At 39.7% G+C, this 15,915-nt stretch carries 9 protein-coding genes; 4 read left to right on the top strand and 5 right to left on the bottom strand.

The window, feature by feature from the left end; all coding sequences use genetic code 11:
* Positions 1 to 171 precede the first annotated feature (171 nt).
* The 5 genes from DW640_RS20890 to DW640_RS20870 all read right to left on the bottom strand — a co-directional run bounded on the left by DW640_RS20890 (position 172) and on the right by DW640_RS20870 (position 10,158).
* On the bottom strand, positions 172 to 1,755 hold the full coding sequence (locus DW640_RS20890; RefSeq protein WP_011109106.1) for a DUF5123 domain-containing protein: 1,584 nt from the start codon (positions 1,753 to 1,755) through the stop codon (positions 172 to 174).
* A gap of 24 nt (positions 1,756 to 1,779) precedes the next feature.
* On the bottom strand, positions 1,780 to 3,639 hold the full coding sequence (locus DW640_RS20885) for a RagB/SusD family nutrient uptake outer membrane protein (RefSeq protein ID WP_011109107.1): 1,860 nt from the start codon (positions 3,637 to 3,639) through the stop codon (positions 1,780 to 1,782).
* A 12-nt stretch (positions 3,640 to 3,651) separates the two neighbouring features.
* A complete protein-coding gene (locus DW640_RS20880; protein WP_048694815.1) occupies positions 3,652 to 6,867 on the bottom strand; it encodes a TonB-dependent receptor in 3,216 nt (1,071 codons plus the stop codon).
* Positions 6,868 to 7,086: 219 nt separating this feature from the next.
* Complete coding sequence (locus DW640_RS20875) at positions 7,087 to 8,580, bottom strand: pectate lyase (protein ID WP_117578909.1); 1,494 nt, start codon at positions 8,578 to 8,580, stop codon at positions 7,087 to 7,089.
* Positions 8,581 to 8,586: 6 nt separating this feature from the next.
* Entirely contained in the window at positions 8,587 to 10,158 is a 1,572-nt protein-coding gene (locus DW640_RS20870) for a polysaccharide lyase family 1 protein (RefSeq protein ID WP_117578908.1), read from the bottom strand.
* 283 nt (positions 10,159 to 10,441) lie between these two features.
* Between DW640_RS20870 and DW640_RS20865 the strand changes: the two genes are divergently transcribed.
* The 4 genes from DW640_RS20865 to DW640_RS20850 all read left to right on the top strand — a co-directional run bounded on the left by DW640_RS20865 (position 10,442) and on the right by DW640_RS20850 (position 15,879).
* A complete protein-coding gene (locus tag DW640_RS20865) occupies positions 10,442 to 11,236 on the top strand; it encodes a LiaF domain-containing protein (RefSeq protein ID WP_022470709.1) in 795 nt (264 codons plus the stop codon).
* A gap of 3 nt (positions 11,237 to 11,239) precedes the next feature.
* The gene (locus tag DW640_RS20860; protein ID WP_008761000.1) at positions 11,240 to 12,052 is read left to right on the top strand and encodes a LytTR family DNA-binding domain-containing protein; all 813 of its coding nucleotides are present in this window, start codon (positions 11,240 to 11,242) and stop codon (positions 12,050 to 12,052) included.
* Positions 12,053 to 12,679: 627 nt separating this feature from the next.
* Positions 12,680 to 14,182 carry a polysaccharide lyase family 1 protein gene (locus DW640_RS20855; RefSeq protein WP_225665211.1) on the top strand — a complete coding sequence of 501 codons (1,503 nt, stop codon included), beginning with the start codon at positions 12,680 to 12,682 and terminating at the stop codon, positions 14,180 to 14,182.
* A 29-nt stretch (positions 14,183 to 14,211) separates the two neighbouring features.
* Complete coding sequence (locus DW640_RS20850) at positions 14,212 to 15,879, top strand: fibronectin type III domain-containing protein (RefSeq protein WP_061474323.1); 1,668 nt, start codon at positions 14,212 to 14,214, stop codon at positions 15,877 to 15,879.
* Positions 15,880 to 15,915 lie beyond the last annotated feature (36 nt).

The following is a 15,915-nucleotide window of genomic DNA, read 5'->3' as shown; positions in this document are numbered from 1 at the left end:
TTGCTATAGCGATTCTTTTTTATACGGGTACTTTATCGGGGGATTACACTTCTTTGGAATAATAATAAAAAAGATAGCGATGCCCGAATACGAGTATCGCTATCTTGAGAAAAGAGACTAAAATATTATTTGATTTTAGCCTCTTTTAGCTTAACTAGATTTTATAAAATCTTATTTTCTCCAGCGTGGATCACCAATTTCATTATCTATGATTGTTTGGTTAGATACTTTGAAATTACCGTTTGCTGCATCTGTAAAGCCTGGATCAAGAGTGACTCCAGTTGCGTCTACCACTTTACCGGCTCCACCTTCAGGTATTGATAGTAAGGAAGGTGCCTCGAAATAATAGTTCGAGTTAAATGTCAGATTATCAGTTTTAGTATCTTGACTAAAGAATACTTTATTACTCATGTTAGCAAAAATGCATTTTGTGATATTTGCAGTAAAATCTTTATTACCAACTGAGTTGGAACGGACATAGAAGAGACCTTTACTTGTTGCTTCAATTCCATACAGAGTGCAATTCGATATATTTATGATATTGCCTTTCGTTGAATGTCTGTCAAAACGAATAAAATCAGAACCAGAGCAACAATTATAGAATGTGGAATTTTTCAATGTAAACTCTGCTATAAAGGATTTCTTCTTTTGATAGTCTACAAATCTTTTGCCACTTGCCATATCATGGAAAATACAGTTATCTACAGTAAATGTATTGATAGTACCAGTTTGTGTATTATCATTCTCTACTAACAACGAACCAAATCCAGTTACATCACAATTTGTAACAGTTATATTTCCACCTTTACTATCAAGTACTGTAATAATTGTACCTCCGTCACTAGCAGTTAAATTAAGGTTCTCTATTTTGAAATTGTTACATCCACTTAATACAAACTTGATATTAGTAGTTGGACGGTTTTCTGCATATAAACCTTTTATAGTAACATCTTTGGTTAATTCTATTTCCAATGTTTTTGCAGTTCCACTTTCATCTGTATATATGAAGCTATTATTGTCGTCTTTAGGTAATAGGACAATAGTAGCATTAGCCTCGGCTGTTGCTATGATTGTTGCAAGATTGTCACCCGGATAAGCAGGTAATGCTCCATCCAAGTTTATGAGAGTTGTGAATACCATCGTACCACGAGTTTTATCACCATTCTTTAAAGTTGCAGTATAAGTAGTTTCAGACTTTAAGTTTTTAATAGTAGCGGCACCGGCTGCAATTTCATCAGAAGTCACACGGTGTGCTGCAACATCATTTGGAGTTATGATGATTTCCGTAGCAACTTGTCCGGCGGGCCAGCGAAGTGTTACTTCTGATGCTGTCAGATCTTCTTCTGCAACTTCCAGAAGAATTTGTTCTGCATCTGTTGAACGGGTAGCGCTAACCCATTTGGAATCAGTAATTCCTTCTGCTACACTTTTTACCCGGATGGAGTATGATGTTTCTCCTTCTAATCCTGTAACCGTATAAGTTGCTTTTTCAGATTCTAACGTAGAAATAGCAGTTCCTGTAAAATCAGGATCTTCTTTAAATACTTCGATTACATAGGATTGGGCTCTATCCATTTCATCCCATGTTAATTCTATATTTACTTTGTCTCTAACTCTTGCGGTCAGATTAGTCGGGGATAATAGACGATCTAAATTTAATTCTTTTATGTCATCTATATCTTCACATGCAGTGAATGTAACGCTGCCTGTCAACAGTGTGATAAAAGCAAATGCTGTGATTATATATTTTTTCATCTTATCAATATTTAAGTGTATGAATTAATTATACCAGGAATAATTTTTCAATTCCGGATTGGCATTAAGATTAACCTGGAAGATAGGCCAATACATATATTTAACCGGGTCTTGTGCATAAATAGCTTCTATCTTCTCGTCTTTTAGTTGGCTGGAAGATATCCATGTTTTCGTTTCACCCGAACTGTTGGTGTATTCTGTGTAACCTGCCGGATTGATATTTTGCTCATCGCGGTTCAGACCGTATGTTACGAGACTGCCATCTTCGATTGTATTTGATGCTCCGTTGCGCGTCCATGTGTAATCTTCCATTTTATAATATAAATGCCCGCTTAATTCAGCATATTCTCCTTGCAAATCACGTAAACGATACATTTTAGCTTTAGCCTCATCAAGTTTGGTTTTTAATAGATTCCAACGGATCAAGTCAGCTTTGCGAACAAATTCACCGCAAAATTCCAAAGCGCGTTCTTGAACGATTGCATCAAACATTGCATCTTTATTACCTTGAACAGCTGCGACATATTGGTCTACTTCTGTATTCCAATCGGCTTGATCAAACGCACGTTGGCGAATCTGTTTCAAATATGGAGCTGCTGAGGCCGGACCATTTAATTCGTTTTCTAATTCTGCTCTCATCAATACGATATCAGCATAACGCATATATTGTTTATTGATACCATCGTCGGTGCTTTCAATATAGCGGTTCATCCATTCATAACGGAGTTTTCCGAAATACCATTTATCTATTGAATTGAGTTCTTGGACTCCTTTGTTCCATTTGTAAGGAACACATGTTACATCACGTCGTTTATCCTTTTGGGAATAATCAAAGAAAAAGAAAGGAGTAGGACCTGCCTGTCCACCGGATTGTTTGTAGTTTACTATGACATCAGCGGTCTCATGTCTTAAACCGAAAGTATATACTTGGCGTCCACGTGCAGTCGGTTCATTGTTGTATGGTATTTCCCATAATGATTCACTACCTGCTTTAATAATATCACGACAGTTATCAATAAAAATATCTTCGAAATTTGTTTTTAAAGCCACATATTTTCCTTCTTCTGCCATTACGTCTTTACATGCCTGCAGGGCGATAGGGTATAATACAGATTTTGCTAGTTCTGGATCACTGCTTAATGAACTGTTACCATCGGATCTCAAAGAATAACCGGATGCCTGAAGGCAAACTCGTGCTAATAATCCTTTTACAAAAGCTTTGTTGATTCGTTCTACAGTAGTAGTTGCATCCATTTCGTTGGGCCATGCTACCATATTTTCTGCTTCCTGTAAATCTTTTATCAGTTGTTTGTAGATAACGTCTTTGTCAGTTCTTGCAGCATACATTGTTTCTGTGGTTGTTGGTTCAAAGCGAGCGGGAACATCTCCCCAAGCGTTAATCAGATCAACATATGCCATAGCACGCATGGTAAGAGCCTCACCATAAAGGTGTGCCATATTTTTATCTGTCAAATCTGCGTATGTTCTAAGTCCTTGGATGGCAAGGTTAGCCTTTTCAATGCCTTGATAAATATTAGACCATGGTTCTTTACCATCAGCGAGATTCATCTGACTATTATTCGAAGAAACCTTATAAACCGCTAAATCTGCTTTTCCGTCACCTACCTGTTCAGAACTACTATACCATTCTATGTCAGTATTATAACCATACCAAGGCAAATAACGAGCACGATAGTTCTGTTCGCCATAATATATATATATGTTTTTAATTGTTCCTTCTGCTAAATCATAGATTGAAAATATATTGGAGTCGTCCATAGATGAAGGAGACTTTGTATCAAACAAGTCATCACAAGAAGTCATAAGTAAAGAACTTCCGCAGAATGGCATTGCTGCTATTACTGTATATAATAATTTTTTCATATTAGTCTTTTTTTAGAATGTTAAGTTTAAACCAATTACATATTGACGGCTCTTTGGATATGCTGAATAATCAACACCTGGGGTCAATGCGCTTTTAGTACGTGTAGATACTTCAGGATCGAAACCGCTGTAGTTGGTAATGCAGAATAAGTTATAGCCGGTTGCATAAAAACGGAGATTCTGTATTCCAACTTTTCTGGTCAGAGTTTGTGGCAGTGTGTAGCCAATGGAAAGAGTAGCTAGGCGAAGGAATGATCCATCTTCTACAGCCCAGTCTGTCAACACATATTTCTGTGTCCATGGAGACCACATTGAGGTATTTGCATTCATTGCCGCCAATTGTGTAGGATCATTACAGATAGTTCCGTCGGCATTTAGGTTAGTCCAACGTTTCTCTTCTGCCATGACATCAATCATGTTACGGTATTTATATTTGCTTGAAGATGTATATTCAATTTTGTTTGCATTATAGATATCATTACCAATACTATAGGTAAAGTTTGCAGTCAGATCGAATCCGTAAACACGGGCATTAACAGAGAAACCACCACTACAGAATGGATTAGTATCACCAATTACTTTTTGGTCGTCTTTAGTCACTTTATTATCTTCACTTCCATCTACGTTTTTTAGTTTCATAGCACCTGGACGGAGATATTTCTCACCGATGATGTCAGAAGCATCTGCTACGCCAGCTTTCAATACCCATTTACCATCAATGAAACCTTCGAAGTCACTGACTTCATAACGTCCGTCACTTACAAAACCGTAAATTTCTCCGACAGAATGTCCTGGTTGTACTTTGAAGTCTGATTGAATATCTGTTGATGCCCAACCTGAATCAGCAGAATAGTCCATTAAGCTACCTAAGGATTTAACTTTATTCTTATTGAATCCTACGTTTGCATTAAAACTCAAAGCATAATTCTTTTTATTGATGGCATTCCAATTTAGGGTTACTTCCCAACCTTTGTTTTCTGTTTCGCCTAAATTTCTGTATTGGAAGCTATATCCAACACCGGAAACGGGGAAGTTGATTAGCAAATCTTTTGTAGTATTCCAATAATATTCAACTGTACCACTTAACTTTCCGTTTAAAAGAGTAAAATCTAAACCGGCATTGCGAGTATGGGTTGTTTCCCATTTCAAATCAGGATTGGCCATTTGTGCACCAGTAGTCCAATAACTTGACATATTATTCATCCAGCCTATTGAAGCACCGGAACCAGCAGACCAAATAGTACTTGTTTGGTCACTTGGAATGTTGTTATTGCCAGCTGTACCATAACTAATACGAAGTTTTAAATCATCTAACCATGATTTAGTACTTTCCATGAAGTTTTCAGATGACATACGCCATGCAAGAGCTGCGGAAGGGAAGAATCCCCAACGGTTGTCTTTTGAAAATTTAGAAGAGCCATCGGCACGGAATGTTGCACTCGCAAGATATTTACCTTGGAAATCATAGTTTGCACGTGCAAAATAGGATAGCAGGATATCGTCAGCATTATAGAATTTGTCAGTTGAGAAAGCTGTGCCTTGACTTGATAAGTTGAAAGCTTGGTCTGCCGTAAATAGTTTTGGATAAAAACGAACTTCATCTGTATCCGTATTACTTTTCACCTTAATCAATTCCTGACCAACCAAAAGACTTAAACTATGATCTTTGTTCTTTAGTATCTTCTTGAAATCGTAATTTAAAGTATTAGTATTACGGAAGGTTTTTCTTTCTTTGGAAGTGAATACGGCAATAGGCTGATTGTTTCCATTGATGCGGGAGTTGTAAGTTGTAACTCCATAAAAACGTTTGTCTTTATTATAGTAATGATCTAAACCAAATTCAGTCTTGAATTTTAAGTTGTCAATAAACTCCCAAGTAAAACTACCGTTATAATTAAAAGTTTGACGTGACTGCTGACGTGCATTGTCCGCAACGGAAACTAATGGATTTGTTAATTGGAGATCAGGATCATACCCATCGCTCAAATCTTTGAAATTGAACGGGGTATAAATCATAACGTCTTTCATACGAGAGTCTGCACTGGAAACTTCGCTTTTGGACTCGTTAGCACCTGCACCATTGATTGTTGTATTGGAGTAACGTACAGAGAAGTCTAAAGCAACACGTTTATTGGGCTTGTGATTTACTTTTAAACTTAAGTTATCACGCTTAAAATCAGAATCTTGCATGATCGCTTTATCATCCATATGTGCATAGCTGAAAGCGAACTTTGTTTTGTCACTTCCTCCATTGATGCTTAAATTGTGATTGAAAGTATGTCCGGTACGCCCAAATACTTGATCTTGCCAATTGTTACCTTCAATATTTTCATAAAGATCTATATCCTGATAGTTACCAAAAACTTTGGTATAATCATCTGGATTGATCGTATCATGTTTACCACTATTCAACATAGCCAATTCATATTGCCATTTTGCATAGTCTCCGGATGAAAGCGTGTTTAACTGTTTGGCCATCTTTTTCCAAGAGTAGTAAGCGTTATAATTCACAGAAATCTTACCTTCCTTACCACTTTTTGTTGTAACAAGGATGACTCCATTAGCACCACGAGAACCATAGATAGCAGTAGAAGATGCATCCTTCAGAACTGTCATATCTTCAATATCTGAAGCGGGAATATCAGAAATAGATTCTACGGGGAAGCCGTCTACAATAAATAAAGGAGTGTTATCTCCCGTAATAGAACCACCACCGCGTACACGAATCTTCATTTCTGCATCAGGCGAACCTTCTGTTGTGGTAATTTGTACACCTGCCATCTTACCTGTTAGTGCTTCCGTTGCGGATGCAACAGGTACTACTGTCAATGCTTCAGCATTAACTGTGGCTACTGATCCTGTTATGTCTTTACGCTTGGCAGTACCATAACCGATAACTACAACTTCATCCAACGCTTTTGCATCATCTGATAGTGTAACATCAATCTTGCTTTTTCCTTTGATTGCGATTTCCTGCGTTTTCATACCAATATATGAAATAACTACAGTGGCGTTGGCAGGAACTTTTAGAGAGAAATTTCCATCCAGGTCAGTAATTGTACCATTGGTAGTATTCCCTTTTTCTACAATGGAAGCACCGATAATCGGTTCTCCGGTGGTGTCTTTCACATTACCATTTAAGGTAATAGTCTGCGCTGATACGCTGAGCGATAATGCTGCGAAAATCATTAGCAGCAAAGTGCGCATGTTTTTCATTCCTTTAGGCATCTTTTGTTCTTTTATATTAGATTATTAATATTCGAGTGTGTCCACTCTTAGAGTTCTCACTGGTGCAAAATTATGTTTTTGGGGCTTGTGGGATGTGTAATATTTGTTTTTACGATAGTATTTTTTGTTTTTCCGGCATAAAATGGATAAAGACGAGGATTTATGGGAAAATGTACTCTCGTCTTAATCTTTTATAACTGTTTATTCGGGCTTTTAGTTTTATTTTTTAGAATCCGCAGGATACAGATGATTCACTAGCTCGTTCAGATATACCTCCAGATTGCTGTATTCTTTACTCAAACCATATTGTGCGCCGTCGCTTGGATCATTCGGATTCAGATTGTACTTTTTCTCCCATTCGTCCGGTATGCCATCTCCGTCGGAGTCGGTTGGGGTCGGTTCGGATTTATATTCGGGCCAGCCTCCTACATCTATCGGTTGGTCAACCATTCCGTTGGTGCTTCCATGAGACCCTTCATAAGTGTAATTCCCTTTGCGGGTTTCTTCTACGATTCGTTGGTCTACGGCATCGCGGCGGTGAGAAGCTCCGGCAAATTGCAGTACATCTTTATAGGCTTTCTTTGCCGGTTGCAATGAAGTATGCTCTGCTATATCAAATGCTTTTTTGGATAATAAATTCTTTTCCGGTGCGAAGTCGTTCTTGACGATCAGACCAAATGTATTATCCATATTGACTTTATAAAGAGCTTCTTTCTGCTTGTCAGTCAGGCTGGGACAGGTGGCGTCCATAAAGTTTCCTTTGAAGTGGAAGGTTCCATGTACCCCTGCCTCATTTTGATTTTTGCCGTCGTCTGCATAAGCGGTGAACAGGCGTCGGTATGAACCTTTGGTAGCACTATAGGGACCCGGCTTATAGTAATTATTGAGAAAGTTGTACGAACCGCCTTCACCGGCATAAGCCCCGTCACTACCATAATTGTAGATTACATTATTGAATAATTCCACCTTTTCTTCTTCCGGTTTGCCGGTATAACGGCTGCCGCAGAGTCGTGGAGTACGATTGGTGTGATGTGCCAGCAGATTATGATGGAAGGATGCTTTTTGTCCACCCCAGATGCCACCATAGCCATGTGCTCCTTTCTCATGAATAGAGTTGGCGAGGCTTTCGCTGATGATACACCATTGAAGGGTGAATTGACTGTTATCATAGAAAGTGGCACATTCATCCGTACACCAGCTCAGAGAGCAATGGTCTATGATTATGTTACTGTTTCCTTTGGTACCGTTCATTGCATCGTCACCTTTTTGCTTGATGTCCGCTCCCATACGTGAACGGATAAAGCGGACAATCACATTGTCTGCTTGAATGGAAAAGGTGTAGTTCTTCAGACAGATGCCATCTCCGGGAGCTGTTTGACCTGCGATTGTCACATCTCCATTGCTGAGTTTTAAAGGCTTCTGCAATTCAATGATGCCGCTGACTGCGAAAACGATTGTACGGGGGCCTTTTTTGTTGATAGCCCAGCGGAAAGTTCCTTCCGAACCGTCATCTGCCAGTGAAGTTACAGTGTATACTGTTCCACCGGCACCTCCTGTTGTATATTTCCCTGCACCGTCGGCACCCGGGAAGGCTGGAACTTTTGAACGGTCGGGAGTAATATTCTCTTTGTACGAATTGTTAGTATTTGTATTCCCTTGAATAGAAGGGAGCATAAATAAGGCACATAGCCCTATCAGGATTTTTTTGTTCATAGCTACTTAGTTATTGGTTGGGTATAAGGAATTTACCAAACTATTCAGATAGACTTCAAGGTTGGTATATTCCTTGCTTAAGTTATATTTGTTTCCGTCACTACTGTCGTTGGGATTCAGTCCGTTGGCTGTTTCCCATTCGTCCGGTATCCCGTCTTTGTCACTATCCTGCTGTGCGGTGGTAGTGGATGCGTATTCACTCCATCCTTCCACATCAGCTTGTGTATCGATCAGTCCGTTCGTTCCTCCGTTTGAGCCTGTGTATGTGAAAGTGCCTTCCTGGGTTTCTTTTACAATACGTTCATCGATATGGTCACGCAGGTTGGAAACACCAGCGTATAGTAATACAGACTGATAGGCATCTTGTGCAGACTGAACGAACGAATAATCATCTAAGATAGGAAAACGTGAAGATACAAGCAAATCTTTTGTTGAAACTTCGTTGTTTTTTACGCAAAAAGCGGTTGAGGAGGTATTATCTGCATTTGCATTGGTCAATTCTGTCTTTTGTGAATTAGATAACTTCTCATGTGTTTCGAAATAATTCCCGTTTACATAGAATTTTCCATATACTCCTTTTGCCTGTTGATTCTTGCCATCATCCAGATAAGCGGTGAAAATACGGCAATGTACTTTCGCTATGGCATTAACAGGTCCCGGTTTATAATAGTTATTTATGATATTATAAGAACCTCCCTCTCCCGCATAGGCCCCTTCGCCAGTCCAATTATAGATTACATTATTGCATAAATCGGCTTTCTCCATATCTTCTCTGTTAGAGTAGCGACTTCCGCAGAGGCGGGGCGTGCGGTTGCTATGGTGTGCCAGCAGATTATGGTGGAAGGTTGCAGGGCTTCCTCCCCATATTCCGCCATATCCATGTCCTCCTTTGTTATGAAGAGAATTTGTCAGACTCTCGCTGATGATACACCATTGCATGGTAAAGTCGGTATTTCCATAAAATGAAGCACATTCGTCCGTACTCCAGCTCATTGAGCAATGGTCGATAATAATATTCCTTTTGCCGGGATAAGAATCTTGATACCCATTCATCGAATCATCTTCCGTCTTACATTCATCCCCCATACGTGAACGGATAAATCGGATAATGACATTGTTTGCGTTGACACGTAAAGTGTAATTTTTCAGGCAAATACCGGGGTGGGGAGCAGTTTGACCTGCAATGGTTATATCGTCATTCTTTATTTGCAACTGTTTGGTTAAAGGGATGACTCCACCTACAGCGAATACAATCGTTCTTTTGCCCGACTTCTCTATCGCCCAACGGAGAGTACCTTCTGAACCGTCATCTTTGAGAGAAGTTACTGTATATACTATTCCTCCGGCTCCACCACTAGTTCGTTTTCCGGCTCCTTCGGCACCGGGAAAAGCTGCGACTGTCGAACGGTCGGGAGTCGGATACTCCGGCAGCTGATCCTCTCCCGAATCATCCGGATCAGTAGAATCTCCCGGCTGTTCTGTTGGAGGATTTGTGTCCTGTTCGAGATTTTCTTCCGAACAGGCTGTGAATGATATGAAGACAGATGCAAGAAAAGCTCCTAAAAAAGTTTTATTCATGGCATTAGTTCTTTAAAATATTAGTTGTACTCACGTATTGTGTTAATTATATGATTGCAAATGTATAGGGAAGAAAAGACGTCGGTGTGCAATATTTGTTTTTCACATTGTATTTTTTGTTATTAGATTCAATTAGAGCATAATTTATTGCGCTTTACTCTGTTCCATTCACCGATTTTTATCCGGTATTCATCGGTTTACTGACCGGAAATCATCTGAAAAGCCTGTAAGAGCACAAAGAAATGATGTATCTTTGAACCATCAATCATTAATCATAGAAACGATGGAACAGAAATCTAAATTCTCATCTCCTACAGGTTTTTCAGGAAAACTTTTGGTAGCTTCATTATTTATCCTTTCAGGGATTTTGTTGTTCGCCCGCAATATGGGTTGGATTACTGCTGAATTATTTAGTATAATAGTATCATGGTATTCTCTTTTTATTATAATGGGAATTTATTCGATGATACGCCGTCATTTTGTTGGTGGAATTATCCTTGTATTGGTAGGTGTTTATTTTTTGCTAGGAGGTCTTTCATGGCTGCCTGAGAATTCTCAGGCAATGGTCTGGCCCTTAGCTTTGATCATAGCCGGAGTTTTATTTCTTTTTAAATCCGGACACAGAGGACCATGGAATGATAAACAGCGTATGTTTCGTGACCATAGAGAATGGATGAAACATGGACATTATGGTCATGCGGGCATGAACTTTGCCAACAATCAGCAGCAAAGTGAATCGGAAGATGGCTTTCTGCGTTCTGATAACACTTTTGGAGCTGCACGTCATGTTGTGCTTGATGAACTTTTTAAAGGAGCAGTCGTCCGTACCTCTTGTGGAGGAACAACGATTGACCTGCGCCATACTCATATCGCACCGGGAGAAACATACATCGATTTGGATTGCAGTTGGGGAGGCATCGAAATATATGTCCCTTCTGACTGGAAAGTAGTATTTAAGTGCAATGCTTTCTTTGGCGGTTGTGATGACAAACGCTGGCAAAACGGGAATATTAACAAGGAAAGTGTATTAGTCATTCGGGGAAGGCTTTCTTTTGGCGGACTGGAAGTTAAAGACTAACGTATGAAAACACATCCGATTATAGATTATCCTTATCGTTGGGTGCCGGTACTGGTGGTAGCGTTGGTTCTGGTGGTAGCTCAGGTAATGATAATGAGTGTATACACAGGTGCGGACTATGTGCCTGCTGTCATAGACGGAATAGCGACAATCGGTTGGTTGATGGCATTAGGTTATTTGGTCTGGTTTGTTGTCGGAGTAGTCTCTATCTTTCAGACGGAAGTCATTACTCTGGTGGCAGGAATACTGATCTGGATAGCCGGCAGCTTTATGGTTTACGATATTGTAACAAGGATAGCCGGTATACCCTATATCACTTTTGCATCTACCATCCCTTTTCGTCTGTTGTTTGGCATTCCGACCTGGGTTGCCATTCTTCTTTGGTATCGTTTGATTGTCGCTAAAGAAGATGCACTGAATCAGGAACTGGAAAAAGAATTGATAATGCATCAACCGGTTAGCCTGCCGGAAGAACCGCAGATAGAGCAGATCGACCGTATCACAGTGAAAGACGGTTCGAAAATTCATTTGATTAAAACGGATGAATTAATCTACATACAAGCATGCGGAGACTACGTTATGCTGATTACTCCTTCGGGGGAATATCTGAAGGAACAGACGATGAAGTATTTTGAGACTCATTTGCCTTCCGATACCTTTGTTCGTGTCCATCGCTCAACGATTGTCAATGTCACTCAAATCTCCCGTGTAGAATTGTTTGGGAAGGAAACGTACCAGCTATTATTGAAAAATGGGGTTAAACTTCGGGTAAGCCTTTCGGGTTACAGGTTATTAAAAGAACGTTTAGGACTATAAGAAATAGCTATTTGATCAACGGATGATTCATTTTCGTTCGTTATCAGCTAAAATTTGAGTGTCCATCAGGCGGCTAGCATTTAGAGTAATGAATGCTAGTCGCCTGATGGACACTTTTATTCTAATCCAAGCAAATACTGAAAATGACTAGTCGAAATTACTATGTAAAGTAAAATATGGAATTTTTGGTATTTTAATCCCAAAATCTCGTATCTGATATTTTAGTGATAAAATAGTGCACCTAAACGCTCAAAAAGTCCCCTCGCTTTATGTTTTATATAACTTCTTTTGCACATATGAAACAAAAAATAAGAACTATAAATCAGGAATATTAATGAATAAACACAAGATAATTCCTGTTTCAATTTTCCCCATGTTTTCAACGATTGATTTGCATGTAATATAAGTATTGATTAGATAGTAATATGTATTAACTTTAAATTGAAATGAATGAAAAATTGTGCATTTATTAAGAAATGGAAATCCTGGTATCAACGCTTTCCTGTGCTTATTAGAATGACGTTTGTGGTAACTCCAGTCTTTTTCAGACGTTACCTGGTACAATATCCTTTTTGTGCTTGTCTTTTATTTTTAGGGGCGTGTACCGATGTCAAAGGGTTTACTAATATGGAGTTAGGTCCCTATGCGAAAGGACCGGAGGTATTAAAGGCTTTCCCTACAGCTGAAGGCTTCGGTAAAAATGCTACGGGAGGTCGTGGAGGAAAAGTCGTTATAGTGACCAATACCAACGATGACGGAGAGGGCTCTTTTAGATGGGCATTGCAGCAATGCTCACAAAACGAAGCAACTACTGTTGTTTTTGCAGTTTCGGGCAAAATAGAATTAAAGTCGGAAATCCGTTGCAAAGCTAAGAACTTCACGCTGGCTGGACAAACAGCTCCCGGTGATGGTGTTTGTATCATAAAGAATGAAATAAATTTTGGTGGTTCGGAGAACTTTATTATTCGGCATATGCGTTTTCGTGTCGGTGAAAAAGATGCGAGTGGAAAGGAACATAATGCTGCTTGTCTGCGGGTGGAAAATGCGAATAACTTTATAATTGACCACTGTTCCTTCAGCTGGGCTAGTGAAGAGAATACCGATTTTATTGATACTCATTTTTCTACAGTGCAATGGTGCATTTCCAGCGAGGGGCTTTATTATTCGGTCAATAAAAAAGGTGCACGTGCTTATGGTGGTGCGTGGGGAGGAACTTCATCTACTTATCACCATAATCTGTTTGCTCATTGTAATAGCCGGACACCATTGATGAATGGCGCACGGGGGAAGGATCCTGGACAGGATATCGTTGTTTATATGGAATATATTAATAATGTGAATTATAATTGGGGTAGCCAAATGGCTACTTATGGAGGTATGGACGAGTCTCAGGATCCGGAACATCATGGATGGTCATGTAACTTTGTGAATAATTATTATAAACCGGGGCCCGCTACGACAGCCCGGGTAAAAGAACTGAAATTCTTCCGGCAATCAAGCGCCCGTGAACCCAATAAGGCACCTTTGCGTGCCGTTTCAAAGTGGTACTTTCATGGTAATGTAATGGAGGGTAATTCTCAACTGACTTCCGACAATTGGGAAGGTGTATATACGGATGGTAATTATCCTTATTCTATCGATGAGATGAAAGCTTCTTCTTTCATTATTCCTTCAGGGAAAGAGAATTATGAACAATATTGGTTCGACTGGGAATCATACACTTTATCTGACCAATATGAATCTGCGGAGAAAGCTTATCAATCTGTGTTGGCTGATAAAAGTGGTGCCGGCGCATTTCCCCGTGATAAAGTAGATGCGCGTATTGTAAAAGAAGTGAAGAGCGGACTTTGTACTTATACAGGAGCCGGAGACGCCAATAGTGGTGCTATCCCGGGCATAATAAATAGCCCGGATGAGGCTGAAGGTCTGGATGGACTGACGTATAAAACCAGCGGAACCATTACGGATGCGGATCAGGATGGCATGGATGATGCCTGGGAGAAAAAGGTTGGTTTGGACCCTGCTAATCCGGAAGACCGTAACAGGACAACAGAGGTTGGTTATACAGCTTTGGAAGTATATCTTAATAGTCTGGTAGGTGAAAGTATTTCCTACAACTTTAAGAAGTGAAATCAGTGTTAATATTAAAATAGAATGCTATGAATTTATTGAAATTAATGACAGTAGGGTGCCTGTTAAGTTGTTTTTCAGGACTGATGACAAGCTGTTCGGACGATGATGATGCCGGCTCAAAAGTATTGTTACGACCGGTTACTGCTATGGAGATAGTGCAAAACAAGGCATATCTTAGTTGGAAAAGCGTAGAAGGAGCGACCGAATATATCGTTGAGGTGTATAAGGTGGTGGATAAAGGGGAAGAACTTTATAAGACGGAGACCGTGCCGGGTGACCGTTCTTCCTGTGTGATAGATTTAGACTGGGAAGAAAACTACAAGTTTAAGGTGAAATGTGAAGGTAACGGAAGGCTGTCCGGTTATTGGGAAACAGAGGTGACAGGTGTTCTTTACCGCCCTTTGTCGATAGAGTTAGGAGAAGCTCGTACTATAGATACACAGGCTCTTATTTCGTGGACGCCTAATGATACTGTTGTGATTACAGCTCTGACTGCTGTTCCGATGGGGCTGGAGACTGTTAATTCTCAAGATATAAAGGTTTATAACGTTTCTTCCGAAGAATATCTGGCCGGCTCCAAAATTATAGATGATTTAACTCCGGAGACTTCTTATCGTGTTAGTTTTTATTCGGGTGATGAACAGAGTTCGGATACTTATCAGGCACGCATAGAAGTAAAGACAGCTGTAACCGAAAATCTGGATGAAGATTATGGGACGGCAAACCGGATAGATTTGCGTAACGAAGCATTTGATCCTGATTATTTTAATAAACTTGACTGGAACTCTCTGGCAGAAGGTACAACCTTTGTGCTTCCGGCAGGTAAGACGTACGTGTTGAATAGTGGAGAAACTGTTATTGAGTTTGCACATTCAGTTCATTTTGTTACTCCGCAAACGTTGGAAGATTATCCGACATTTAGTTTTGATAACGCTTTCCGTATAGTAGAAGGCGGAGTTGTAGACAAGGTTACTTTTAAACGCATCAATCTTAGGGCTTCCAAATCATTAAGTGAGGTTGCTGATAACAGTTTGAGTGGTAAACAAGTGATTTGTCCGGAGTCCGATGTTTTTCTGATTAACACGATTGATTTCACTAATTGCTATATTGAGAATTTCCGTTCTATTGTCCGTTCAAAAAAGGCTACCGGAAATGTAGGAGCTATTGCTTTCAAAGAATGTACCATTAACGCAATCGGTAATCAGGGTATAGTTTCGACTGATGGCAAAAATGGAAATTACATCAATGATGTCTCTTTTGATGAGTGTACTATCACTAATATTTGCGGTATTGCAGATTTGCGGAATAGTAGCAGCGGAAAGAGTATTTCGATTACAAATACTACATTCTGTTATGCGCCGATGGAAAACTCCTTCTTATTCCGGGTAGATCCGAGTATTGCTGTCAAGATTGAAAATTGTGTATTTGGCGGTTCCATGAAAATAGACGGAAAACTTCCGAAATTTAATGAACTGGGGTCCGGAGGACAGGATGATTATACCGGCGTATATCCTTTCAGTTCGGTTAATAGTTTTCAGGCTAATGATCGTACCTCAAGCAAAGGAAACCTCGGACTGAGTGATTCTAAAATGTCAACTGCCACTCTGTTCACTGCTCCGGGGACTAACAATTTTAAATTGAACGAGTTATTCACAGGTTGTTCCAGCGTAGGTGCTTCAAAATGGAGACGATGAACCGCGCATTAAATAATATATATAATATGAATAAAC

The sequence above is a fragment of the Bacteroides sp. AM23-12 genome, assembly GCF_003434395.1.
In the GTDB taxonomy this organism is placed as follows: Bacteria; Bacteroidota; Bacteroidia; order Bacteroidales; family Bacteroidaceae; genus Bacteroides; species Bacteroides thetaiotaomicron.
Note: the sequence above shows the minus strand (reverse complement) of the source record. Positions and strands in the feature narration are given on the sequence as shown.